This is a genomic window from Burkholderia sp. APQ4-4ca (assembly GCF_057837105.1).
In genome coordinates, this window is sequence record NZ_JBYQCG010000003.1 from 26,356 (window position 1) to 50,915 (window position 24,560).

24 protein-coding genes are annotated in these 24,560 nt (G+C 67.8%); 9 read left to right on the forward strand and 15 right to left on the reverse strand.

From position 1 onward, the window contains the following. Positions 1-6: 6 nt before the first annotated feature. The 7 genes from AC3IFE_RS00315 to AC3IFE_RS00345 form a co-directional block, all read right to left on the reverse strand. Positions 7-948, reverse strand: a complete 942-nt coding sequence (locus AC3IFE_RS00315) for an ABC transporter substrate-binding protein (RefSeq protein WP_489189225.1) — start codon at positions 946-948, stop codon at positions 7-9. 71 nt (positions 949-1,019) lie between these two features. Then, the gene (locus AC3IFE_RS00320) at positions 1,020-2,057 is read right to left on the reverse strand and encodes an ABC transporter permease (protein WP_489189226.1); all 1,038 of its coding nucleotides are present in this window, start codon (positions 2,055-2,057) and stop codon (positions 1,020-1,022) included. Between the two features lie 27 nt (positions 2,058-2,084). After that, on the reverse strand, positions 2,085-3,629 hold the full coding sequence (locus AC3IFE_RS00325) for a sugar ABC transporter ATP-binding protein (RefSeq protein WP_489189227.1): 1,545 nt from the start codon (positions 3,627-3,629) through the stop codon (positions 2,085-2,087). Between the two features lie 12 nt (positions 3,630-3,641). Next, positions 3,642-4,418 carry an SDR family oxidoreductase gene (locus AC3IFE_RS00330; RefSeq protein ID WP_489189228.1) on the reverse strand — a complete coding sequence of 259 codons (777 nt, stop codon included), beginning with the start codon at positions 4,416-4,418 and terminating at the stop codon, positions 3,642-3,644. Between the two features lie 79 nt (positions 4,419-4,497). Further along, positions 4,498-5,775 carry an L-fuconate dehydratase gene (locus tag AC3IFE_RS00335; RefSeq protein WP_489189229.1) on the reverse strand — a complete coding sequence of 426 codons (1,278 nt, stop codon included), beginning with the start codon at positions 5,773-5,775 and terminating at the stop codon, positions 4,498-4,500. Between the two features lie 23 nt (positions 5,776-5,798). Next, complete coding sequence (locus AC3IFE_RS00340; protein ID WP_089470377.1) at positions 5,799-6,641, reverse strand: ureidoglycolate lyase; 843 nt, start codon at positions 6,639-6,641, stop codon at positions 5,799-5,801. A 43-nt stretch (positions 6,642-6,684) separates the two neighbouring features. Next, positions 6,685-7,449 (reverse strand): SDR family oxidoreductase, encoded by a 765-nt coding sequence (locus AC3IFE_RS00345; protein WP_089470378.1) that lies wholly within the window; start codon positions 7,447-7,449, stop codon positions 6,685-6,687. A gap of 667 nt (positions 7,450-8,116) precedes the next feature. Between AC3IFE_RS00345 and AC3IFE_RS00350 the strand changes: the two genes are divergently transcribed. From AC3IFE_RS00350 to AC3IFE_RS00360, 3 genes are all read left to right on the forward strand, one after another. Continuing rightward, positions 8,117-8,407: a DUF3331 domain-containing protein gene (locus tag AC3IFE_RS00350; RefSeq protein WP_011547132.1), complete on the forward strand. Its 291-nt coding sequence runs from the start codon at positions 8,117-8,119 to the stop codon at positions 8,405-8,407. Positions 8,408-8,573: 166 nt separating this feature from the next. Further along, positions 8,574-9,560: an oxidoreductase gene (locus tag AC3IFE_RS00355; RefSeq protein WP_489189230.1), complete on the forward strand. Its 987-nt coding sequence runs from the start codon at positions 8,574-8,576 to the stop codon at positions 9,558-9,560. 215 nt (positions 9,561-9,775) lie between these two features. Further along, the gene (locus tag AC3IFE_RS00360) at positions 9,776-10,075 is read left to right on the forward strand and encodes a DUF4148 domain-containing protein (RefSeq protein ID WP_489189231.1); all 300 of its coding nucleotides are present in this window, start codon (positions 9,776-9,778) and stop codon (positions 10,073-10,075) included. Between the two features lie 192 nt (positions 10,076-10,267). Here AC3IFE_RS00360 and AC3IFE_RS00365 read toward each other — a convergent pair whose 3' ends face one another. The 6 genes from AC3IFE_RS00365 to AC3IFE_RS00390 all read right to left on the reverse strand — a co-directional run bounded on the left by AC3IFE_RS00365 (position 10,268) and on the right by AC3IFE_RS00390 (position 16,003). Beyond that, the gene (locus tag AC3IFE_RS00365) at positions 10,268-11,467 is read right to left on the reverse strand and encodes a TauD/TfdA family dioxygenase (RefSeq protein WP_489189232.1); all 1,200 of its coding nucleotides are present in this window, start codon (positions 11,465-11,467) and stop codon (positions 10,268-10,270) included. Positions 11,468-11,490: 23 nt separating this feature from the next. Continuing rightward, complete coding sequence (locus AC3IFE_RS00370; protein ID WP_489189233.1) at positions 11,491-12,447, reverse strand: alpha/beta hydrolase; 957 nt, start codon at positions 12,445-12,447, stop codon at positions 11,491-11,493. A 57-nt stretch (positions 12,448-12,504) separates the two neighbouring features. Continuing rightward, positions 12,505-12,993, reverse strand: a complete 489-nt coding sequence (locus tag AC3IFE_RS00375; RefSeq protein ID WP_489189234.1) for a thioesterase family protein — start codon at positions 12,991-12,993, stop codon at positions 12,505-12,507. A gap of 10 nt (positions 12,994-13,003) precedes the next feature. Further along, positions 13,004-13,969, reverse strand: a complete 966-nt coding sequence (locus AC3IFE_RS00380) for an L-carnitine dehydrogenase (protein ID WP_489189235.1) — start codon at positions 13,967-13,969, stop codon at positions 13,004-13,006. 89 nt (positions 13,970-14,058) lie between these two features. After that, positions 14,059-14,988 carry a 3-dehydrocarnitine:acetyl-CoA trimethylamine transferase CdhC gene (gene cdhC, locus AC3IFE_RS00385; RefSeq protein ID WP_301738309.1) on the reverse strand — a complete coding sequence of 310 codons (930 nt, stop codon included), beginning with the start codon at positions 14,986-14,988 and terminating at the stop codon, positions 14,059-14,061. A gap of 61 nt (positions 14,989-15,049) precedes the next feature. Beyond that, entirely contained in the window at positions 15,050-16,003 is a 954-nt protein-coding gene (locus AC3IFE_RS00390; RefSeq protein WP_301738310.1) for a choline ABC transporter substrate-binding protein, read from the reverse strand. 406 nt (positions 16,004-16,409) lie between these two features. Here AC3IFE_RS00390 and AC3IFE_RS00395 point away from each other — a divergent pair, with 406 nt between their 5' ends. Beyond that, a complete protein-coding gene (locus tag AC3IFE_RS00395; RefSeq protein ID WP_144030165.1) occupies positions 16,410-16,610 on the forward strand; it encodes a hypothetical protein in 201 nt (66 codons plus the stop codon). A 62-nt stretch (positions 16,611-16,672) separates the two neighbouring features. On the opposite strand, the gene AC3IFE_RS00400 is transcribed toward AC3IFE_RS00395, so the two are convergent. Then, positions 16,673-17,554 (reverse strand): LysR family transcriptional regulator, encoded by an 882-nt coding sequence (locus tag AC3IFE_RS00400; protein ID WP_489189236.1) that lies wholly within the window; start codon positions 17,552-17,554, stop codon positions 16,673-16,675. 121 nt (positions 17,555-17,675) lie between these two features. On the opposite strand from AC3IFE_RS00400, the gene AC3IFE_RS00405 reads away from it, so the two are divergent. The 5 genes from AC3IFE_RS00405 to AC3IFE_RS00425 all read left to right on the forward strand — a co-directional run bounded on the left by AC3IFE_RS00405 (position 17,676) and on the right by AC3IFE_RS00425 (position 23,278). Next, the gene (locus AC3IFE_RS00405; RefSeq protein WP_489189237.1) at positions 17,676-18,119 is read left to right on the forward strand and encodes a DMT family transporter; all 444 of its coding nucleotides are present in this window, start codon (positions 17,676-17,678) and stop codon (positions 18,117-18,119) included. A gap of 195 nt (positions 18,120-18,314) precedes the next feature. Next, on the forward strand, positions 18,315-19,259 hold the full coding sequence (locus AC3IFE_RS00410; protein ID WP_089436927.1) for a GlxA family transcriptional regulator: 945 nt from the start codon (positions 18,315-18,317) through the stop codon (positions 19,257-19,259). 478 nt (positions 19,260-19,737) lie between these two features. Next, positions 19,738-21,450, forward strand: coding sequence for a M36 family metallopeptidase (locus AC3IFE_RS00415; protein ID WP_489189238.1), 1,713 nt, complete (start codon positions 19,738-19,740; stop codon positions 21,448-21,450). 79 nt (positions 21,451-21,529) lie between these two features. Then, the gene (locus AC3IFE_RS00420; protein ID WP_489189239.1) at positions 21,530-22,783 is read left to right on the forward strand and encodes a M20/M25/M40 family metallo-hydrolase; all 1,254 of its coding nucleotides are present in this window, start codon (positions 21,530-21,532) and stop codon (positions 22,781-22,783) included. Positions 22,784-22,915: 132 nt separating this feature from the next. Continuing rightward, positions 22,916-23,278, forward strand: a complete 363-nt coding sequence (locus AC3IFE_RS00425; protein ID WP_301738315.1) for a YbjQ family protein — start codon at positions 22,916-22,918, stop codon at positions 23,276-23,278. 13 nt (positions 23,279-23,291) lie between these two features. Here AC3IFE_RS00425 and AC3IFE_RS00430 read toward each other — a convergent pair whose 3' ends face one another. Continuing rightward, on the reverse strand, positions 23,292-24,542 hold the full coding sequence (locus tag AC3IFE_RS00430) for an MFS transporter (RefSeq protein ID WP_089470390.1): 1,251 nt from the start codon (positions 24,540-24,542) through the stop codon (positions 23,292-23,294). Positions 24,543-24,560: the final 18 nt, after the last annotated feature.

Below are 24,560 nucleotides of genomic sequence, written 5' to 3' on the forward strand. Positions count from 1 at the left end.
CCACGTTCAGTCGTACAACACCGCGGCGATCTTCGGATCGTCGATATTGGTCTTGTCGTACCAGTAGAAACCGGTATCGATCACCTTCGGCAGTTTCTCGCCCTTGATCGCCTTCACGGCCGCCTCGACCGTCTTGTAGCCGATGCCGATCGGGTTCTGCGTGATCGCGCCGGCCATCAGCCCGCTGCGGATCGCGTCCTTCTGCTGCTTGCCGGAATCGTAGCCGACGATCACGACCTTGCGCTTCATCTCGCGCACGCCGTTGACCACGCCGATCGCCGAACCTTCGTTGGTGCCGAACAGCCCCTTGAGCTTCGGATACGCCTGCAGGATCGACTTCGTCACTTCGGTCGACTTCAACTGGTCGCCTTCGCCGTACTGCACGGTCACGACCTGCACCTTCGGGTGCGCCGACTTCATCCGCTCGAGGAAGCCGTCGCGGCGGTCGATGCCGGTGCGGCTCGTCTGGTCGTGCGCGACCACCGCCACCTGCCCTTCGTCGCCGATCAGCGCGGCGAGCTTGTCGGCGGCAAGCGCGGCTGCGGCCTTGTTGTTGGTCGCGGCCGTCGTCACCGGAATGTCGCTGTCCACGCCCGAGTCGAACGCGATCACCGGGATCTTCTCGGCCTGCGCCTTCTTCAGCAGCGGCAGCGCGGCCTTGCTGTCGAGCGCCGCGAAGCCGAGCGCGGCCGGCTTTTTCGCGATCGCGGCCGACAGCATGTCGATCTGCTTGTCGACCATCGCCTCGGTTTCCGGCCCTTCGAACGTCACCTTCACCTTGTAGTCCTTCGCGGCCTGCATCGCGCCCGCTTTCACGGCCTGCCAGAACTGATGCTGGAACCCCTTCGAGATCAGCGGGATGTAGGTTTCCTGCGCGTGCGCGCCGGCCGTGACGCCGACGGCGAACGTCAGCCCGACGATCGCGTTCAACACCTTGCTCCTGATCACTTCGCGTCTCCTTTTTTCGTATCGAATGAAATGCCGGCCGAAACCGGCGGTGAAGCGCATGCCTGCATGTGTCAGCGGCGACGCCGGCGCAGGATGTCCACGTAGACGGCGAGGATGATGATCACGCCCGTCACGACCGTCTGCCACTCCTGCGCGACCGACATGATGCGCAGGCCGTTGGTCAGCACGCTCATGATGAACGCGCCGATGATGGTGCCGACGATGCTGCCCGCGCCGCCCGACAGCGACGTGCCGCCGATCACGACGGCCGCGATCGCATCGAGCTCGTAGCCTTGGCCGAGCGCCGGCTGCGCCGAGTTCAGCCGCGACGCGATCAGCAGCCCGGCGATCCCGCACACCGCGCCGCTGAACGTGTAGACCGCGATCTTCCACGCATCGACGTTCACGCCGGACAACCTGAGCGCCTCCTCGTTGCTGCCGAGCGCGAACGTGTAGCGGCCGAAGATCGTGCGGTTCAGCACGATCGACGCGCCGATCGCGACGAGGAACAGGATCAGCACCGCGTTCGGAATCGGCAGCGCGGGAATCAGGTTGCCGATCAGCGAATCCTGCGCGATCGACGTGAAGCCCGGCGTGTCGTTGAAGTAGATCGGCCGCGTGCCCGAAATCACGAGCGACAGCCCCTTGAGCAGCATCATCATGCCGAGCGTCGCGATGAACGGCGGCACCTTCATCTTCGCGATCACGAAGCCCGACACGCAGCCGGACAGCGCGCCGAACACCAGCGCGGCGAGGATGCCCAGCGGCAGCGGCATCCCCCACTTCGTCAGCACGACGCCGGCCATCACCGCGCAGAACGTCATCAGCGTGCCGACCGACAGGTCGATGCCGGACGTGATGATCACGCACGTGCAGGCGACGGCCAGCACGCCGTTCACGGCGGTCGCCTGCAGGATCGACACGAGGTTGTCGACTTCGAGGAAGTTCGGCGAAGCGAAACTGAAGAACACGATCAGCAGCACGAGGCTCGCGAACGCGAGCAGCTTCTGCCGCGCGGCCGGGTTGAACAAGCGCGCCTTCAGGCTCGATGCGGCGGCCGGCGTGTCGCCGGTGGCAAGGGGCGGAACGGGATGCGTATCGTTGGACATGATCGTTGGGCGTCTGAATCAGGACAGTCAGGACAACACGGTCGACTCGCGCTGCGTCGCGAGCTGCATGATCTTTTCCTGCGTGGCGTCGGCCGCGCGCAATTCGCCGGTCACGCGGCCTTCGCACATCACGAGAATGCGGTGGCTCATGCGCAGCACCTCGGGCAGCTCCGACGAGATCATCACGATCGCCTTGCCGTCGGCGGCGAGCGCATCGAGCAGCTTGTAGATCTCGCTTTTCGCGCCGACGTCGATGCCGCGCGTCGGCTCGTCGAAGAACAGGATGTCGCAGTCGCGCAGCAGCCATTTCGCGATCACGATCTTCTGCTGGTTGCCGCCGGACAGCAGCCGCGCGGGTTGCGCGACCGACGGCGTGCGGATCGCGAGTTGCCGCACGTACGACTGCGCGGCGTCGCGCATTCCGCGTGCGTCGAGGAACAGGCCGCGGCGCACGAAGCGGCGCATGCTCGACAGCGCGATGTTGTTCTGCACGTCCATCCCGACCGCGAGCCCGAAGTGCTTGCGATCCTCGGACAGGTAGCCGATGCCAAATTTCACCGCGTCGGCCGGCGTGCGGATCGTCACGGCCCGGCCGTTCACGCGGATCTCGCCCGCATCGACCGGGTCCGCACCGAACACCGCGCGCGCGACCTCGGTGCGGCCCGCGCCCATCAGCCCGGCGAAGCCGAGGATCTCGCCACGCCGCAGCATGAAGCCGACGTCGCGGATCGCTCGGCCTCGCGACAGGCCGCGCACTTCGAGCGCAATCTCGTTCGCGGACGTATCGGGCGGCGTGCGAGTTTCGGTATCGAGCTGGCGGCCGACCATCATCGAGATGATCGTGTCCATCGACGTATCCGCCATCGGCACGGTCGCGACGTACTTGCCGTCGCGCATCACGGTCACGCGATCGGCGATCTGGCGCAGCTCGTCCATCTTGTGCGAGATGTAGACGATGCCGACGCCGTTCGCGCGCAGGTCTCCGATGATGCGGAACAGTTCGGCGATCTCCGCGTTGTTCAGCGCGGCGGTCGGCTCGTCCATGATCAGCACGCGCGAATCGAACGACAGCGCCTTCGCGATCTCGACCATCTGCTGCTTCGCGACCGTCAGCCGGCCGACCAGCGTGCGCGGATCGAGATCGAGCCGCATCCGCTGGAAGATCGCGGCCGCATCGCGGTTCAACTTGTCTTCGTCGACGAACACGCCGAGGCGGCCGCGCGGCTCGCGGCCGATGAAGATGTTCTGCGCGACGCTCAGGTGGTTCATCAGGTTCAGCTCCTGATGGATGATGCCGATGCCGAGCGCCTGCGCGGCACGCGGATCGGCGATCTCCACCGGGCGGCCGTCCATCCGGATCTCGCCGCCGTCGCGCTGGTAGACGCCCGCGAGAATCTTCATCAGCGTCGACTTGCCGGCGCCGTTCTCGCCCATCAGCGCATGCACTTCGCCGCTGCGCAGGTCGAAGCGGCAATCGTCGAGCGCCTGCACGCCCGGAAAGCGCTTGCCGATGCCGGTCAGCGCGATCAGCGCGGGCGCGGCGCCGGTGTTCGGGTTCAGGTCGGGTTGCATGGCTCGCGGCCCTCAGCTGATCGCACGATCGAGATGCGTATAGCCGCCGTCGACGAACAGCCACTGGCCCGTCGTGTGCGACGCGCGATCCGACAGCAGGAACACGGCCGTGTCGGCGATCTCGTCGGCCGTCGTGAAGCGTTGGCCAAGCGGCACCTTGCCGGCGATTTCATCGATCTTCGCTTGCGGATCGTCGAAGCCGGCGATCCAGTGCTGATAGAGCGGCGTCATCACCTCGGCGGGAATCACCGCGTTCACGCGCACGCCGTCGTTACGCAACGCGACCGCCCATTCGCGCGTCAGCGCGAGCTGCGCGCCCTTCGACGCGCAATAGCCGCTCGTGTTGCCCTGGCCGGTGACGGCCGTCTTCGACGAGACGTTGACGATCGCGCCGCGCGTCGCCTTCAGGTGCGGCACGCAGTAATGCGCCATCACGTAGTAGTGGATCAGGTTGCGCTCGAGCGACGCGACGAACGCGTCGCGCCCGGCGTCGAGCCCGATGCCGTCGTTGATGCCCGCGTTGTTGACGAGGCCGTCGATGCGCCCAAAGCGCGCGAGGGTCTGCGCGACCGCATCGCGGCACTGCGCGTCGTCCTGCAGTTCGACAGTGATGCACGCGGCGCGCGGCTGTTGCTGCGCGAGTGCGCGCCAGAACGCGTCGTCGGGCGCGTGGCGCGCGAACACCACCGGAATCGCGCCTTCGCCGGCCAGCCGCATCGAGATCGCGGCGCCGATGCCCGACGCGCCGCCGGTCACGATCACGACCTTGTCTTGCAGATTCAAATCCACTTCGCGTCTCCGTCGTTCATGTTGTCGCCGCGCGCGGTGCGCACGACGCGCGTGGTACGCCGTCGTGCGTTGCCGTGCGTCAGCCGCGGAACCGGTACTGCTCCAGCGATGCGGGCTTCATCTCGATCGAGAAACCGGGCGCCGTCGGCGGCATGTACGCGGCGCCGCGCACCACGCACGGTTCGACGAAATGCTCGTGCAGGTGATCGACGTACTCGGTCACGCGCCCCTCCTTCGTGCCGGAGATGCACACGTAGTCGATCATCGACAGGTGCTGCACGTATTCGCACAGCCCGACGCCGCCCGCATGCGGGCACACCGGCAGCCCGTACTTCGCGGCCATCAGCATCACCGCGAGAATCTCGTTCACGCCGCCGAGCCGGCACGCGTCGATCTGCACGACGTCGATCGCGCCGCGCGCGATGAACTGCTTGAACAGCACGCGGTTCTGGCACATCTCGCCGGTCGCGACCTGCACCGGCGCGATCGCCTCGCGGATCTTGCGATGCCCTTCGACGTCGTCGGGGCTCGTCGGCTCCTCGATGAACCACGGCCGCGCGAACGCGAGCGCGCGCACCCAGTCGATCGCCTCGCCAACTTCCCATACCTGGTTCGCGTCGATCATCAGCTTGCGGTCGGGGCCGATCACCTCGCGCGCGATCGTCACGCGGCGGATGTCGTCGTCGAGGTTCGCGCCGACTTTCAGCTTCACGTACTCGAAACCTTCTTCGACCGCCTCGCGGCACAGCCGGCGCAGCTTGTCGTCGCTGTAGCCGAGCCAGCCGGCCGACGTCGTGTAGCACGGGTAGCCGTCGCGCTCCAGCGCGGCGATCCGCGCGGCCTTGCCGGGCGCCTGCCGGCGCAGCAGGTCGAGCGCTTCGTCCTGGCTCAGGCAATCGGTCAGGTAACGGAAGTCGATTGCCCGCACCAGTTCCTCCGGGCTCATGTCGGCGACGAGCCGCCACAGCGGCTTGCCGACGGCCTTCGCCCACAGGTCCCACACCGCATTGACGACGGCGCCCGTCGCCAGGTGGATCGCGCCCTTGTCGGGGCCGATCCAGCGCAACTGGCTGTCCGACGTGACGTGCCGCCAGAAGCGGCCCATGTCCTCGCGGATCCAGTCGAGGTCGAGGCCGACGACGAGGTGGCGCATCGCGTCGATCGCCGCGCAGCAGATTTCGTTGCCGCGCCCGATGGTGAACGTGAGCCCGTGACCTTCGAGCCCGTCGCGGTCGGTTTCGAGGATGACGTAGGCCGCCGAATAATCGGGGTCCGGATTCATCGCATCGGAGCCGTCGAGCTGGCGCGAGGTCGGAAAGCGCACGTCGAGGACGCGCATCGATCGAATGATAGGCATGACGAACCGTCCGTTGAAGGGAATCAGGCCTGCACGGTGCGCTGGCGCTGCTCGCCGAGCCCGTCGATGCCGAGCGTGATCACCTGTCCGGCGCGCAGGTAGACGGGCGGCTTCTGCCCGAGGCCGACGCCCGGCGGCGTGCCGGTCGAGATCACGTCGCCCGGCTGCAGGCTCATGAAGCGGCTCAGGTAGCTGATCAGGTGCGGGACGCGGAACACCATCGTCGCGGTCGTGCCGTTCTGGTAGCGGTGGCCGTCCACTTCCAGCCACAGCCGCAGCGCGTGCGGATCGGGCACTTCGTCGGCCGTCACCAGCCACGGGCCGATCGGGCCGAACGTGTCGTTGCCCTTGCCCTTGTCCCACGTGCCGCCGCGCTCGAGCTGGTATTCGCGCTCCGACACGTCGTTCACCACGCAGTAGCCGGCGACGTGCGATAGCGCATCGGCTTCGTCGATATAGCGGCCGCCCTGGCCGATCACCACGCCGAGTTCGACTTCCCAGTCGGTTTTCTCCGAGCCGCGCGGGATCTCGACGTCGTCGTTCGGGCCCGAGATCGCGCTCGTCCACTTGCCGAACACGACGGGCTCCTTCGGCACCTCCATCCCCGATTCGGCCGCGTGATCCGAATAGTTGAGCCCGATGCAGATGAATTTGCCGACGCGGCCGACGCACGCGCCGAGCCGCGGCGTGCCTTCGACGAGCGGCAGCGACGACGGCGGGATGTCGCGCAGCCGCGCGAGCGACGCGGGGGTCAGCGCGTCGCCGGCGATATCGTCGATCACGCCGGACAGGTCGCGAATCTGGCCGTGCGCATCGAGCAGGCCCGGCTTTTCATGGTGTTTGTCGCCAAATCTCAGCAGTTTCATAGCGTTGTCTGAATGCAGAAGGGAAGTGAATGGGAAGGCGCGGTCAGTTCGACCAGCCGCCGTCGATCAGGTGAATCGTGCCGGTGGTGAACGACGCTTCGTCGGACGCCAGGTACAGCGCGAGCGCGGCCACTTCGTCCGCGCTGCCGATGCGGCCGATCGGCTGGCGCGCGACGAACGCCTGACGCACCTCGTCGGCGGACACGTGGCGCGTGCGCGCCTGGTCGGCGATCCGCTGCTCCAGCGACGGCGATTCGATCGTGCCCGGGCAGATCGCGTTGCAGCGGATCCCGCGTTCGACGAAATCGGCAGCCACCGCCTTGGTCAGCCCGATCACGGCCGCCTTGGTGGTGCCGTACACGAAGCGGTTCGGCACGCCCTTCACGCTCGACGCGGCCGACGCCATGTTGACGATCGACGCGCCGCCGGCTTCGAGCATCGCGGGCAGCAGCGCGCGGATCAGCCGGTACATCGACGTGACGTTCAGGTTCAGCGAGAACGCCCACGCGTCTTCGTCGCACTCGAGGATCGAGCCGTGATGCACGTAGCCCGCGCAGTTGAACAGCACGTCGAACGCGCGTTCGCTCGCGGCCAGCGCGGCGATGTCGTTCGCGTCCGTGACGTCGAGCCGCCGCGTGGCCAGCCGGCCGCCCGCGCGCTCGGCGTCGGCTTCGAGCCGCACCAGCGCGGCTTCGTTGATGTCGGTCGCCAGCACGTCGGCGCCCTCGCTCGCGAACCGCAGCGCGGTCGCGCGGCCGATGCCCTGCCCGGCCGCCGTCACTAGCGCGCGTTTGCCCTGCAATCTCATGAGCACGTCTCCCGAAAAGCCGGCCGCCAGTCGGCCGATTGGCACAAAGGACTAAAGGTCCAACCAATCATAGGAAGGGATCGGGCGTTTGTCACGAAATTGGGATTCAGTATTTACCCAGGGCGGGTCAATCCGTGCGGCGCACGCGAATGCGGCGCGCGAGCGGCGTTGAAGTGCTGCTCCGCGATCCGCTCCAACCCAATACCGGCGGGCCTTTCAGCCGATTCTTCAGCAACGTCCGACACGATGGCCGCGCCAAACTGACAAAAAAGTCATGTTCGCGTCAGGGTGCCAACGGGTCGCGCACGCCATCATGGCGTTGCCGGACCGCGCTTCCGGTACATCGCCTCCCCGCCCGCGCCGGATCTCTGCGGGCACCTCCGTCCCCCTGGCGATGTATCCCGTGACTGGGCGAGCAGACACGGTGCGCGGGCCGATTTTCCGCCCCGGGCTTCTTGTCCGGGGCTTTTTGTCTTTGGTTTTCCAAGAAAATAAGCGTGGATTGTTTCTAAATCGGCAAAAGGTAATTCGAGCCGGACAGGATGTTTTTTCCGGTCACAGACGCTTACATTTAGCGCACCACTCATGGAAACCGCTACGGATTCGCCATCGGGTAGTGACATCCACTGCCACGGCCGAAACCGCACGAGCTTTAGGAAACGGCAAAATGAAGGCCTCCCAATCCCTGCCTGCGCTCGATCCCGCCGACGTCCACGTCGAAATCCTCGAACGTTCCGATACGCTGCTCGTCGTCCGCTGGGTCGAACCGGGCCGCTGTCATTACGGGGAGCAGCGCTGGCGCCGCCGCTTCGCGCAGCGCACCGGCACCTGCGCGCTGTCGCGCCAGGTCATCCACCGCGGCGACGAAGTGTTCCGCCCGGCCGAGCGCCCGGCCCCCGCCAACGCCGCCGCCATGATCTCCGCCGCCGAGGTGCTCGCGCTGGCCGGCAGCAGATAAAACCGCCGGCCGTGCGCCCGGGCTTGCGGCGCCACGCCATCCGTCAGCCCTAGAAGCGCCGGTCTAATTCTCCCGCTTGTCTGCTCCGTCCGCCCGCACTATCGTTACACCACTCAATGTAACGATTAAATGCCGCGGCCGACCGGCCGCGCCGATGGAGGCAGACATGCATGCATGGAGCGCGCGCCACGTCCCGGCGCAGGGCGGCAAGGTCGCGGTCGTGACCGGCGCCAACAGCGGCCTGGGCTGGCATCTCGCGGAAACGCTGGCCGCGAAAGGCGCGACGGTCGTGATGGGCTGCCGCGACGCCTCCCGCGGCGCGCAGGCTGCCGACGCGATCCGCCGGCTTCATCCTCATGCACGCGTCGAAGTCGATCCGCTCGACCTCGCCGATCTCGCGTCGATCGCACGCTTCGCGGCCGACGTCGGCGAACGCCACGGCCGCGTCGACATCCTCTGCAACAACGCCGGCGTGATGTTCCTGCCGCTGCGGCACACGCGCGACGGCTTCGAGATGCAGTTCGGCACCAACCACCTCGGCCATTTCGCGCTGACCGGCCATCTGCTGCCGGCGCTGCGCGCCGCGCACCGGCCGCGCGTCGTCACGATGTCGAGCGGCTTCAACCGCGGCGGCCGCATTCGCGTGGACGACCTGCGCGCCGTGCAGCGCTACAACCGTTATCTCGCCTATTGCGACAGCAAGCTCGCGAACCTCGTGTTCGCGATCGAGTTGCAGCGCCGCTTCACGCGCGCGGCGTTCCCCGGCATCAGCGTCGCCGCGCATCCCGGCTATGCGGCGACCAACCTGCAGTTCGCGGGCCCGGCGATGGACCGGTCGCCCGGCCGCGCCGCGCTGATGCGCGTCGCGAACCGTTATCTCGCGCAACCGGCCGACCAGGGCGCGCTGCCCGCGATTCATGCGGCGACGTCGCCCGATCTGGCCGGCGGCGCGTACATCGGTCCGTCCGGCTGGTTTGAATCGCGCGGGCTGCCGGCACCGGCGAGCGTGCCGCGCGCGGCCCGCGGCGTGGCGGCGGCGGCGCTGCTGTGGGAAGCGTCGGAAGCCGCGACGGGCGTGCGCTTCCTCAGCGCCGGCGCGTCCGCCGGACGCGCGCCGGGCCGGCCATTCGATACGGCGGCCGAAGCGCGCTGAGTCGCGCACTGCGCCGATCTCAACATTCCTCATCCTTATTACGTTGACCAAAAGAAAGCCCGTTGAAAGACTGATTCGCCGCAGCACTGTTACCGGCCAGGAAACAATTTATCGTCAAAATCAGCGTTTACCCTCAGCACGCCGGTGACTAAGATTGGGTCAATCGCTCAAGACATGGTGTCGAGAGCGAACTCAATAAAACACCGGAGGTCACCATGAAATCGCTCGTTTCCGCAGTCGTTGCCGCTGCCGCCCTGTCCGCTTCGTTCGGCGCATTCGCTCAAAGCACCGTGACGCGCGCTCAAGTGCGCAACGAACTCGTCCAGCTCGAACACGCCGGCTACAAGCCGGGCGTGTCGAGCCCGTACTACCCGAACGACATCCAGAGCGCCGAAGCGCGCGTTCATGGCGCCGACACCAGCGGCTACGGTGCACAACCGGCTCCGCTCGTCCACTCGGGCGCACCGGCAGCCGCTTCGTCGAACGCACGCGACTCGATCTTCTTCGGCCAGTAAGCCGATGCGCCCCCGGCGGGCGCCGCGCATCGCGCGATGGAGTCACGCACTCCTGACGAGCCCCTTCGCGGGGCTCGTCTGTTTTGTGAAACGCATACCTCCGCCGCCCGGCAGCGGGTGGCTTCGCCCGGACGCCTCGCGTCCGGGTGCTTTTTCCCGGCGAGGTGTGCGCGAACGTGCCGTGTGTGTCGATCAGCGTGCCGCGACCACGGCCAGCGTTGCCCGCGACAGCACGCGCCACCGCGACAGCAATTCGTCGCGATCGACGTAACAGCCCTGCAAGTGCCGGCGGCCCGTCGACGGGTCGAACTCGGTGCGCGCATGCAGCACGCGCCGGTTGTCGAACGCCCACATGTCGCCCGCCCGCAGCCGGCGCTGCACGCGAAAGCGCGGCTCGCGCGCGAGCGCGAGGAACCGCCGGTACGCGCGATAGACGGCCGCGACCGAGCCGGCCGGCGCGTCGAGCGGCCCGCGCAGGAAGTTCGCGACGCGCACTTCCGTCACGTTGCCGCGTGCATCGCGCCCGATCACCGGCGCCGAACAGCGGTAGTCGCTATTCGCGCTCTTGTTCCAGAACTCGAACGGCGTCGAGGCAAGCTGCTCGAAATCATCCGGATGTTCGCGCCGCAGCGCATCCGCGAGCGCGAAGCCGTCGAGGAAGATGCTGTCGCCGCCGGTCGCGTCGTTCGCGAGGCAATGCAGGAACTGCACGCCCGGCTGCAATTCGCGCGTCGGCAGGTCGGTGTGCGGCGGAAGATTCAGCGACGTATACGCATTGCTGTCCGGACGCGGCTTCGATTCGACGTCGAACAGCACACCGAAATTACTTTCTCGGATCAGGCCGACGCGGCGCGCGACCTCGTCGACGCGGCCGCGCTCGGCCGGCACGCCTTCGATCAGCGTGAGCCCCGTGCGCTGCAATGCACCGAGCCATGCGAGCAACGCGCGGTCGTCCTCCATCACGTCGCGCCACGCGAACACGCCGATCGCCGTCGGATCGTCGCCGGTCCATACGTGCCGCCCGTGCGCGGCCACGCGCTCGGCACGCGACGCGTCGTCGTAGGCATGCGCACGCAACCAGCCCGGCGACCACGCGCTGCGGTGTCCGTCGCTCCACTCCACATGCAGCGCGCCGTCGGTTTCGACGTGCACGGTGAGCGCGGACAAATCCTCGCGCGCATCGGCGATCTCGAACACCTGTTCGCGCGTGATCGCATGCACGCACGCGGAACAGGCGCAGTTGTCGCGCAGCCAGTCGAAATGGAACGGCGATCGTCGCGCGTCGCTCCACTCGACCTCCACCGTGCCCTCGCCAATCGTCGCCGCCGCGATCGCCGCGTCGGCCGAAAACGTCCGCCAGTCCTCGATACGGTGTTGCGCTGCCGCCTGCATCGTTGCCTCCCGGAAAACGCCCGCTACGCGTGCGGTGCGAGCAAGAACCTGCCGACCATCCGGTGCATCCGTGCAGCCTGCGGGCTCGTTCCGAGCGCGCGCCAGCAGCCGTGCACCAACCCCTCTCCCATCCAGGCGTGCGCGACGCCGCCCGCCGCGCGAATCCGTTCGACGTACACGCGCGCATCGTCGCGCAGCGGATCGTGTTCCGCGCCGATCGCGAGCACCGGCGGCAAGCCGTCGAAACGCCCGGCTTCGAGCGGCACCGACGCGCGCAACAACGGGTTGCCGTTTCGCAGCACGTCGGACACGTCACCGCCCCAGTACAACGCGCGATAGCGATGCACGTCGTCGAGCGTCAGCATCGGCGCGTGCGCTTCCGTTTCGCGCGCGGGCGGTTGCGGTTCGAAACCGAGCATCGGATAGACGAGCGCGACGCCGTCCACGTTGCGTTCGCCCGCATCGCGCAGCGCGGTCGCCACCGCCGCCGCGAGCGTCCCGCCCGCGCTGTCGCCCGCGAGCGTCAACGGATGCACGCATGGCCCGAACGGCCAGCGTGCGTCGCGCGCGGCACGCGTGATTTCCAGGCAATCCTCGAGCGCGGCCGGCGCGCGGTGTTCGGGCGCCAGCCGATAGTCGACCGCGATCACGTCGAGGCCCGTATCGGCCGCCAGTTGCGCGGTGATCAGCGCATGGCTGTCGAGCGAGCCGACGACGAAACCGCCGCCATGAAAAAACAGCACCGTGCCGCGCGGCGTGCCGTGCGCGGACGCATGGCGGCGCAGCGCAATCGCGTGGCCGGCCGGCGCACGCCACACGGCGTCCTGCTGCACGATGCCTGACGGCAGCACGGCGGGCGTCCATTCGGCCGCGAAGCGGTCGTACAGGCGGCGCTGCTCGTCGGGCGAACGCGACGCCGCATCGGCCGGATACCACCCGTCGACGGTCGCGACGAACGCCGCGATTTCCGGTTCGAGCATCGTGTGCGCTCCGCGGTCGAAGATCGAAAATCGAAGCTCGTGAAGTGAAGCGCGCCGCTAGCGGCGCGGCGGCAACCCGATCACGCGGCCCGCATAAGCAGGCGCCGCGCAATCGCGCTGCAACGCATGCAGTTCGGCCACGCGCGCGGCCACGTCGTCGTCGAACGGCGCCGATTTCGCGCCGTCGCGCGTATCGACGTGCAGCAGCATCTGCTCGCTCGCCGATACCGCGTCGTCGTGCCCGCCGGCGAACAGTTCGAGATACAGGTGCAGCCGCTTCGCGTCGTGCGCGAGCACGCGCGCATCGACGCGCACCGCCGTGCCTTCCTTGATCTCGTGCAGGTAGTTCACGTGCGCTTCGAGCGTGTAGACCGAGCGACCCCGCTCCCGACGCGCGGCGTCGTCGAGACCGATGCGATCCAGCAGCGCATCGGTCGCGAAGCTGAAGATCAGCAGGTAGAACGCATCGCGCAGGTGGCCGTTGTAGTCGACCCATTCGGGCCGCACCACGTCGCGGTAAATCGTCAGCGGGGTCTCGCCCGTCATCGCCTGTCCTTTATTCCTCGAATCGCATCCCGTGCCGCGCCTTCACCGCGGCGATCGATTTCAGCACCTCGGTGATGCACTCGTCGCGATAGCGTTCGAGCTCCTTGATGCTGCGCGTGCCCTGCTGTTCGGTCGTGCCTTCGACGACGCTGTCGATCAGTTCGTCGGTCAACGTCGGCGCGACCAGCTTCGTCCACGGCAGTTCGAGCGCCGGGCCGAATTGCTGCATGAAGTGTCGCATGCCCGCGTCGCCGCCGGCCAGCGTGTAGGTCAGGAACGTACCCATGAACGACCAGCGGATGCCCGCGCCGAAGCGGATCGCATCGTCGATCTCGCCGGTCGTCGCGACGCCTTCGTTGACCAGATGCAGCGCCTCGCGCCACAACGCTTCGAGCAGACGATCGGCGATGAAACCCGGCACTTCCTTGCGCACGTGCAGCGGCCGCATGCCTAGCTTGCGATAGACCTCCATCGCGCCTTCGACCGCTTCCGGCGACGTGCGCGCGCCACCGAGCACTTCGACGAGCGGCAGCAGGTAGACGGGGTTGAACGGATGGCCGACCACGCAGCGCTCCGGATGCGTGGCCCGCGCGTAGAAATCGGTCGGCAGCAGCCCCGACGTCGACGACGCGATGATCGCGTCGGGCTTCGCCGCGCGGCTGATCTGCTCGTGCAGTTCGAGCTTCAGCGCCTCGCGCTCGGGCGCACTTTCCTGGATGAAATCGGCGTCGGCGACACACGCCTCGATCGTCGACACGAACCGCAGCCGCGCGGGATCGGCGCCCGGCGCGAGGCCGACGCGTTCGAGCGCGGGCCATGCGTTCGCGACGTTCGCGCGCAGCCGCGCTTCCGCACCCGGCGCCGGGTCCCACACGACCACGTCGAGACCGTGCGCGAGCGCGCGGGCAATCCATCCGCTGCCGATCACGCCGGTGCCGATGGCGGCAAACGTCTTGATGTCGGTCTTCACAGCCATGTCAACGCATCCTTCAATTCAGGGGAAATCGGTGGGCGGCCGTGCATGGACGCAGGCCGCCATGTCATGTCAGTCAGTCTGGGAAAAACTCACGCGAATTCGGCGAGCGCACGACGTTCGAGCGGACGTTCGCCGCGCGCCGGCAAGCCGAGCTTGCGGCGGCCTTCGGCCGGCGTCAGCACGCGGGCGCCGAGCCGTTCGACGATCTCGCGGGCGCGCTCGACGAGCGTGCCGTTGGTCGCATGCACGCCGCGGTCGAGCCAGATGTTGTCTTCGAGGCCCACGCGCACGTGACCGCCGAGCAGCATCGCCTGCGCGACCATCGGCATCTGCATGCGGCCGATCCCGAAGCCGGCCCAGTGCGCGCCCGGCGGCAGGTTGTCCACCATCGCCTTCATCGTGCCGGTATCGGCCGGCGCGCCCCACGGGATGCCGAGGCACAGCTGGAACAGCGGCGGATCGTCGAGCAGCCCTTCCTTCAGCAACTGCTTCGCGAACCACAGATGGCCCGTATCGAAGATCTCCAGTTCCGGCTTCACGCCGAGTTCCTGGATGCGTTTCGCGCCGGCGCGCAACTGCGCGGGCGTCGACACGTAGATGTAGTCGCCGTCGCCGAAATTCAGCGTGCCGCAGTCGAGCGTGCAGATCTCGGGCAACAACTCCTCGACGTGCGCGAGGCGCGTGAGGCCGCCGACGAGATCCGTACCCTTGCCGAAACGCATTGGGTCCTCGCCCGGGCCGATCTCGAGATCGCCGCCCATGCCGGCCGTCAGGTTGATGATCACGTCGACGTCGGCCGAGCGGATGCGATCGACCACTTCGCGATACAGGTTCGGGTCGCGGCTGCCGCGCCCCGTCCGCGGATCGCGCACGTGGCAGTGGGCGACCGTCGCGCCGGCCTTCGCGGCTTCGATCGCGGCGGCCGCGATCTCCTTCGGCGTGACCGGAATCGCCGGATGCTTGCCGACCGTATCGCCCGCGCCGGTGACGGCGCAGGTGATGATGACTTCGTGATTCATGCTGGATGCCTCGCTCGATTCGGGTTGTGTCGCATTGCTGATCGCGTATGGACGCTGGCCGTTACAGGCCGAGATACGCCTTCACGGCAGGCAGACCGTCCTTGCCGTCGAACGTCTTGACGCCCGCGAGCCAAGGATCGAGCACCTGCGGGTTCTTCTTCAGGTACGCCTTCGCGGCCTCGGCCGGCTTGGTCTTGTTCATCACCGACTGCATCAGCTGGTTCTCGAGCTGCGTCGAGAAGCGCAGGTTCGTCACGAGCTTGCCCGCGTTCGGGCAGCGCGCGATGAAGTCGGGCGCGGTGAGTGTGTACACGCGCGCTTCGCCGTAGTTCGGGCCGAACGCCGCATCGCCGCCGGACAGGTAGTTCATGCTGAGCTGGATGTTCATCGGATGCGGCTCCCAGCCGAGGAACACGACCCACTTCTTCTCGCGAACCGCCCGCTCGACCGTCACCAGCATCCCGGCCTCGCTCGATTCGACGAGCCTGAAGCCGCCGAGCCCGTACTGGTTCGTGTCGATCATCTTCTGGATCGTCGCGTTCGCGCTGCTGCCCGGCTCGATCCCGTAGATCTTGCCGTCGAGTTCGGCGCGGTGTTTCGCGATGTCGTCGAAGGTCTTCAGGCCGGCCTGGTACTCGTAGCTCGGCACCGCGAGCGTCGCCTTCGCGCCGGACAGGTTCGGCGGCTCGACGACGTTGATCGACTTGCTGTCGAGGAACGGTTGCAGCTGCTTCTGCTGCACGGGCCACCAGTAGCCGAGCGACACGTCGAGCTGCTTGCTCTTGAGACCGGCGAACGAAATGGGCACCGACGCGATCGTCGTGGTCGGCTTGTAGCCGAGCGCCTCGAACACGGTCGACGCGAGCGCCGTGGTCGACGTGATGTCGGTCCAGCCGATATCCGCGAAACGCACGGTGCGGCAGGTCGCGGCTTCCGTCTCGGCCCGCGCCGCGTGCGTGAACGCGCCGGTCGCCAGCACGGCCGCGGCGAGCGCGGCGATCTTCGTCGACTTCATGGTTCGGTTCCTCCGGTTGGGCTCGCGGCAGCCGGTGCGCGGAGTGTGCGCCGGCCTGCATCGTGGGAGTAAAAGTAACGAGCCATATTCGCCGCGAGAAGACCGGCGGCGACCTGTTCTTGCCTGTTTGCGACTATGAGTGGAAACCACTATGTTTCGTCTGAGGCTTGACGGACGGGGGTTTGGTGTTTCTCCGAGGATCGGCTGGATTGCCCGGATGCGGCGCGCACCTTTCGTTCCGCCCCGGCCTGGCTGACGGATGTCCGACAGGTCGCCGGATCCCGTGAGCCGGCCCTATGCTGGCAGTCGCCGGGCGATCGCGCGCGGCCCGCCTGTTAACGTGCCGCCTCGTGTGCTGACGTTGCGCGTCGCTGGAACGAATGCAGGCGGACACGGCCGGCCTTCGATGGCCGTCTCCGGTCTTTCCCCAAGGAACACCATGATGCTTGCCGCTTTCTTCGTCGTTGCCCTCGTCGCCATCCTCGTGCCCATGCGCCGCGGCGTGATGCGCGACGCGGATGCGAAACTTCGCGCACGATTCGATGCGGAAGGCCCGCGCGGCGACGCGTCGCGCCGGTTGATGCACGATGCGGGGTACCGCGTCTGAGTATCGACGTCGGGCCGGGGCCGGCCGAACGCGCGGGTCCGGTCGGTAGCGATGCGGCGCGGTCAGCCGGCCGTCACCACTCGAACGAACGCGTCGGCGAGCACCGTCAGCTCGATCGGCAACACCAGCGCGCATACCGATCTCGCGTCCTCGTCCGAAATCGGCACGAACACCACCCCGTCGATGCCGATGCTCGCCATCCGCGCCGGCACGATCGCCACGCCGTGGCCGGCCGCGACGAGATTCAGCATCGACGTCTTCGGCGACACGATCCGCGCGGCCGTCGGCACGAAGCCGCGCTTCAGGCACAGATCGATCACGACGCGCGCGAGGCCGCCCCGCTCCCGATACACGGCCGAGACGAACGGCTCGCGCCGCAACCGCGCTATCGCGACGCGCTTGCGGCCCGCGAGCGGATGATCGGCCGACACCGCCACGCACAGGCGTTCGGCCGCCAGTTCGACGAAACGCACACGTGCATCGCGACGCAGCACCGGCAACCGGACGATCCCGACATCGGCCTGGCCGTTCGCGATGCCCGTCACCTGATCCTCGGACGACGCGCGGTCGAGATCGATGCGCGCGCCCGGACAATCGCGCATGAAACGGTCGAGATCCGGCATCAGGCTGCTGACGGGAACGGTACTGGAATGCAGCAGCCGCAGCACGCCGGCTTCCCCGCGCGACAGCCGAGCGCCTTCGTCGGCGGCGGCCGTCAACGTGGCCGGGATCGACGCCACGCGTTCTCGGTAGAGCGCGCCGGCCGGCGTGAGCCGCACGCCTCTCGGCTCGCGGTCGAACAGCACGAACCCGAGTTCATCCTCGAGCTGGCCGATCTGCCGGCTGAGCGCCGACTGCGCGACATGGAGCGCACCCGCGGCCGGCGTGAAGCCGCCGAGGTCCGCCACGGTCAGGAAATACCGGATTTGCCGAAGTGATGGCATGCCGAAACGAGATGGATGAACGCCGGATTCGATATTTGCGTTATACCGGCGCGCTCCGCAGAATGAAAGCCTCCCGTGCCCGCATTACCGTGGCGGCCCCGCTTTCGGAGCGTTCATCTTCGTGACTACCCTCCTCTCTTATTTGCTGGTCGTGGCGGCCGGCATCAGCGTTGCATTGCAGCAGGTGCTCAACGCGAACCTGCGCGCGCAGATCGGTTCGCCGTGGTGGGCCGGGTCGGTCAGCTACGTCGTCGGCCTGGCCGCGATGCTGGCGGTCGCGCTGCTGTCGCCTCATCCGCGCGTGAGCGGCGCGTTGTCCGGTGCCGGGTCGTGGTTCAGCTGGACGGGCGGATTCTTCGGCGCGGTATTCGTCGGCGTCGCGATCCTGATGGTGCCGCGATTGGGCGCGGCGACGACGCTCGCGCTGAGCGTCGTCGGGCAGATGACCGGCGCGCTCGTGTTCGACCACTTCGGCGTGCTCGGCATCCCGCAGCATTCGGCGAGCGCGATCCGCATGGCCGGGGCGGCGTGCCTCATTGTCGGGGTGGTGCTGATCCGCACGTGACGACGGCGCGCCGGACGGTGCATCGTGCAAAAACGCGCTGAGCGCCGGAAAAAACCGCGATAATCCCGGCTTGAACGTTCGGCGCGCGCGCCGTGCCGCCGTGCCGCCGTGCCGCCGTGCCGCCGTGCCGCCGTGCCGCCGTGCCGCCGTGCCGCCGCGCGGTGCGCGGCGCCCCTGCTTCCACTCCACGCCCCGATGCCCGAGGATTTCCACTTCCTGCTGCTGCCCGGCTTCTCCGCGCTCGGCTTCATGTCCGCGGTCGAGCCGCTGCGCGTCGCGAACCGCTTTCGCACCGAGCTATATCGCTGGCACGTGATCAGCGCGGACGGCGCGCCCGTCGCCGCGAGCAACGGCATTCCGGTCGCCGCCGAAGCCGCGTGCGCGGACGTCCCGCAGGTCGATACGGTGTTCGTCGTCGCGGGCTTCGATCCGCTCGTGTGCTACACGCGCACGCTCGGCGACTGGCTGCGCCGCCAGCACCGGCACGGCGCCACGCTCGGCGGCATCGACACGGGCAGCTTCGTGCTCGCCGAGGCGGGGCTCTTCGACGCATCGCAATCGCTCACGCTGCACTGGGAAGCGCTGGCCGCGTTCCGCGAGCGCTATCCCGGCCTGAACGCAACGCAGGAGCTGTTCGAGATCGACGACCGGCGCATTACGTGCGCGGGCGGCACCGCGTCGATCGACATGATGCTCGACCTGATCGGCCGCCGGCACGGCGCCGATCTCGCGGCGGCGATCTCCGAGCAGTTCGTCGTCAGCCGCATCCGGCAGCGCTCGGACAGCCAGCGGCTCGAGATCGCCGCGCGCTACGGCGTGCACAACCGCAAGCTGATCCAGGTGATCGGCACGATGCAGCGGCACATGGAGAACCCGCTCGGCTCCGACGCGCTCGCGCAGGAGGTGTCGATCACGCGGCGCCAGCTCGAACGGCTGTTCAGCGCGACGCTGAACGACACGCCGACGCGCTTCTACCTGAATCTGCGCCTCGATCGCGCACGCGAACTGCTGCAGCAGACCGACATGAGCATCACGTCGGTGTGCGTCGCGTGCGGCTTCGAATCGCCGTCGCATTTCTCGCGCACCTATCGCGCACGATTCGGGATGAGCCCGCGCAGCGACCGGCGCGCGACGCGCTGATCGTCTCGGCTTTTGATCACAATCCAGCGCGGTATTACGCGTTCCGGCAGCGTTTCCGTCCGTTCGCTGAACAATGTCGGCGACTGCTCGACGAATCGAAGCGGTCGTCGAAAATAATCTGGAATGTCGTTGAAAATATTCTGTAACATACCAAACAAAGTTAGATAGGCAGCCTAACGACACGCACGCGGCATCTCGACACGCGTCGCGCCGGGCAGGCTGCGCACCGATATCAATATCGATCCGAGGGGTATGACATGACGATGCTCGCTTCGCCGTCGCCGCACCTGCCTGCCGTTCGCTTCTCCTCCGCTTCGCCTGCCCGCTTCTTTTCGACCTGACATTTAGGTTTCCTTAGTCAGTCGACACTCCCACACCGCTTTGCCGCACCGGTTCCATCGAACCGGCGCGCGGGCCGTGTCGTGCCTGCTCGCCACGAGCGCGCGGGCGTGTCCAACCGTTGAGATGAGGATCACGTATGCAGACATCACGCAAAGCATTGCCGCTCGCCCTGGGTCTCGTGCTCGGTTTCGGCATCGTCGGCGGCACCCAGGCCGATACGAAAGTGTCGAATCCGCAGGCCGCGAGCCTGCGCGAAAGCCTGACGCGCGGCGTCGCGCCGCCGGCCGCGAAGGCCGACACGGCCGCCGGGCAATTCCGCGCGGACGGCGTCGCCGTCACGCTGTACAACCCGGCGTATCGCGCCAGGAAGGCCGCTGCGACGCCCGCCGCCACCGCGCGCGACTTCGTCGCGTCGCAGGCGGCGCAGCTCGGGCTCGACGCGACCGCGCTCGCAAGCCTCGTCGTCACGTCGGAGCGCAACGACGCCGACTTCACCGTCGTACGCCTGCAGCAGCAAGCCGCCGGGCTGCCCGTGTACGGCAGCGACATCGCGGTGACCGTCGCGAAGGACGGCCGCATCCTGTACGTCGCGAGCAACACGATCAACGGCGTGGTCGCGACGACACGCAAATCGCAGGCCGTCGACCAGCAGCAGGCGCTCGATCGCGCCCGTGCGTATCTCGGCGTGAGCGGCTTCACGCATCTCGACGCGCAGCTCGTCGCGTTCGTCGACAAAGCCGGCACGCACACCGCGTGGAAGGTGCGCGGCCGCCCGCAGGACGGCCCGAAGGGCGACTGGGAACTGCTGATCGATTCGGGCAGCGGCGAAGTGCTGCGCGCCGAGGACAAGGCGTTCTACGCGACCGACGGCACCGGCTTCGTGTTCCGCCCCGATCCGCTGTCGCCGACGAAAAGCAGCTACGGCAGCACCGGCTACAAGGACGGCAACGACGCGGATTCGACGCAGCTCACGGCGGCGCGCGTACGCGTGACGCTGAAGGATCTCGCGCAGTCGGGCACGCGCTACACGCTGACGGGCCCGTATGCGGCATGCGTCGATTTCGATGCGCCGCTCGACAAGGCCTGCCCGTCGCAATCCACGCCCGCGTTCGAATTCACCCGCGGCAACCTGTATTTCGAGGCCGTGAACGTGTACTACCACATCGACACGTTCCTGCGTTACGTGAACCAGACGCTCGGCATCAAGGCGCTGCCGTACCAGTACACGGGCGGCGTCCAATACGACCCGCACGGCGAATCGGGCGACGACAACTCGTCGTATTCGTCGAGCAGCGGCCGGCTGACGTTCGGGCAAGGCGGCGTCGACGACGCGGAAGATGCGGACGTCGTGATCCACGAGCTCGGCCACGGCATCCACGACTGGGTCACCAACGGCGGCCTGTCGCAACAGGAAGGCTTGTCCGAAGGCACCGGCGACTATCTCGCCGCCGCGTACAGCCGCGACTTCAACCAGTGGAGCCCGTCGGACGCGCAGTATCAGTGGGTCTACAACTGGGACGGCCACAACGAGTTCTGGGGCGGCCGCGTGACCAACTGGAACGTCGGCCGCACCTATGCGCAGGCGCGCGGCGCGGAGATCCACACGGCCGGCCAGTACTGGGCGTCGTGCAACCTCGTCGCGCGCGACGCGATCGGCGCGCAGGCGATGGACAAGGCGTTCCTCAAAGGGTTGTCGATGACCAACAGCTCGACCAACCAGAAGGCCGCCGCGCAGGCCGTGCTGACGGCCGCCTCCGCGCTCGGTTACAGCAGCGCGCAGCTCACCGCGATCGGCAACGCGTACAACAAGAGCTGCACGTACGGCGTGACCGTTCCGCAGAAGTCGTAATCCCGCAGCAGGCGGGCGCGCATCGCACGACCTGCGGCGCGCTCCCTTCATCGACATCGCCATCCTCACGAGATCGAACATGCCTACTCTGACACCGACCCGCCTGAGCGCCGCGCTGGGCGGCATGCTGCTGACCGCCGCCGCGCACGCGACACCCGTCTGGATCACGCTCGGCGACACCGCGTTCCGCCAGCTTCAACGCATCGATGCGACCGCAACCGCGCAATACAGCACGACCGTCGACGCCGGCAACGCGGCCGACGGCGCCGCGCGCCGCGAAACCGTTCACGTCGTCGAGATCGACGATGCCCGACTCGGCGAGCTGGCCCACGCCGTCCACCACACGCGCGGCCACGGGCCCGGCTACGTCGTGCACGATTCGTTCGACGACGCGCGGCAGGCGCTGCAACCGCGGCCGGCGACGCTCGCGAAACAGGCCGCCGCCCCCGCGTACACGGTGTCGAACGTGCCGCAGATCGGCACGTGGGTCCAGCAACTGCAGGCCAGCAACATCGTCGGCACGATCACGTCGCTGTCCGGCTTCACGAACCGCTACTACACGACGTCGCACGGCGTCGCCGCGTCCGACTGGCTCGCGCTGCAGTGGAAGCAGCTGGCGGGGTCGCGCGCCGACATCACCGTCGAACAGTTCGCGCACACGGGCTTTCCGCAGAAATCCGTGATCCTGACGATTCGCGGCAGCGATCCGGCCGCGGGCACGGTGGTGCTCGGCGGCCATCTTGATTCGACCGTCGGCCGCACGACGGAAAACACGCGTTCGCCCGGCGCCGACGACGATGCGTCGGGCATCGCCAGCCTGACCGAGGCGCTGCGCGTGCTGCTCGCGAACGACTACCGGCCGAAACGGACCATCAAGTTCGTCGGGTATGCGGCCGAGGAAGCCGGGCTGCTCGGCTCGAAGGCGATCGCGAAGCAGTTCCGCACGCAGAATGCGAACGTGGTCGGCGTGCTGCAGCTCGACATGACGAACTACAAGGGCGATCCGAAGGATATCTACCTGATCACCGACTACACGAACGCGGCGCAGAACACCTACGTGAAGAACCTCGCGGCGACCTACCTGCCGGAGCTCGCGATCGGCACGTCGCAGTGCGGCTATGCGTGCTCGGATCACGCGTCGTGGAATGCGCAGGGGTATCCGGCATCGTTCCCGTTCGAGGCCGACCAGAACGACAGCCCGTACATCCACACGGTGAACGACACGCTGGAGAACTCGGATCGGCAGGCGAACCATGCGCTGAAGTTCGGCAAGCTCGCGCTGGCCTATGCGGTCGATCTCGGCGGCATTGCCGGCGCGACGGTCAAGCGCTGAGCGTGCGTTGCCGAGCGGTTTTCGCGTTCGGCAACGAAACGGGCGACCGCCCACTTGGGGGCGCCCGTTCGAATCCGTCGTCTCCGTCCGGCTAGAATCGACGTTCGACCACTCGCCACGCGCTTGCCCACCATGACCGAACCTACCCGCTCCATCGACGACCTGTCGCCCGCCCGCGTGACGAGCGCCTTCGACCTGCCCGGCCATACGACCGTCCGCTCGCTCGGCGTCGCACAGGGCATCGTCGTGCGCTCGCGCTCGATCGTCGGCTCGTTCGGCGCGTCGCTGCAGACGATCTTCGGCGGCAACATCACGCTCTATACGTCGCTGTGCGAGAAGGCGCGCCAGCAGGCGTTCGACAAGATGCTCGCCGAGGCGCGCACGCTCGGCGCGAACGCGATCGTCGCGATGCGCTACGACTCGACCGAGATCGGCGCGGGCGTGACCGAGGTCATCTGCTACGGCACGGCCGTGCGCGTGACGCAGGATGCATGACGCGTGATACGCGTCACGCGTCGCGTTCGAGCGACTTCATATTCGTAAGCTGCGGAAACAGCCGCATCCACGCGAGCGCGACGGCGATCGTCGCCGCGCCGCCGACGACGATCGCGGCCGGCGCCCCCCACCACGCAGCCGTCACGCCCGATTCGAATTCGCCGAGCTGGTTCGACGTGCCGATGAACAGCGAGTTGACCGCGCTCACGCGGCCGAGCATGTCGTCGGGCGTGCGCAGTTGCACGAGCGACAGGCGCACGACGACGCTGATCACGTCCGACGCACCGAGCGCGGCCAGCGCCACGAGCGACAACGCGAAGTGCCGCGACACCCCGAACACGATCGTCGCGATGCCGAACGCGATCACGCCGCCGAACATCGCGCGGCCCGGCCGGCCCTTCAACGGGAAACGCGTGAGCCACAGCGTGCCCGCGAGCGCGCCGACCGCCGGCGCCGCGCGCAATGCACCGAGCCCCCACGGGCCGACCTGCAGGATGTCGCGCGCGTAGATCGGCAGCAGCGCGGTCGCGCCGCCGAACAGCACCGCGAACAGGTCGAGCGACAACGCGCCGAGAATCGCCGGTTCGCGCCGAATGAACGCGATGCCCGAAAACACCGAGCGCAGCGTGACCGGCTCGCGGGCCGGCGGTGCGGTGCGCAGCGGAATCGTGCCGCTCAGCATCGCCGCGATCGCGAATGCCGCGACGCTCGTGCCGAACGCGACGGGCGCGCCGACACCGTAGAGCAACCCGCCGAACGCCGGCCCGAGGATCTGCGCGGCCTGGTTCGCGGACGTCGACAGCGCGGTCGCGCGCGGCAGGTCGGTGCGCGGCACGACGGCCGGCAGCAACGACGACACCGACGGCGACTCGAACGCGCGAGCGGTGCCGACGATCGCCGCGAGCGCGTAGACGGCCGGCGCGGCCAGCCACCCTTGCACCGCGCCGATCAGAAACACGCCGGCGGCCAATGCCTCGACGCTCTGGCAGATCGTCGCGATGCGCCGGCGGTCGTAGCGGTCGGCCACCTGCCCGACCACGAGCGTCAGCGCGAACATCGGCACGAACTGCGCGAGGCCGACGAGGCCAAGCGCGAATGCGCTGTGCGTGAGCGCGTACACGTACCAGCCGATCGCAACCGACAGGATCTGGAAAGCCAGCGACGACATCACGCGCGTGCCCCAGAAACGCTGGAACGGCGCGTGGCGGAACAGGTTGGCGGGTAACGGGGATACAGGACTGGAATCGGGCACGGGGGTGGTCATCGGTTTCTCGGCGGCTGG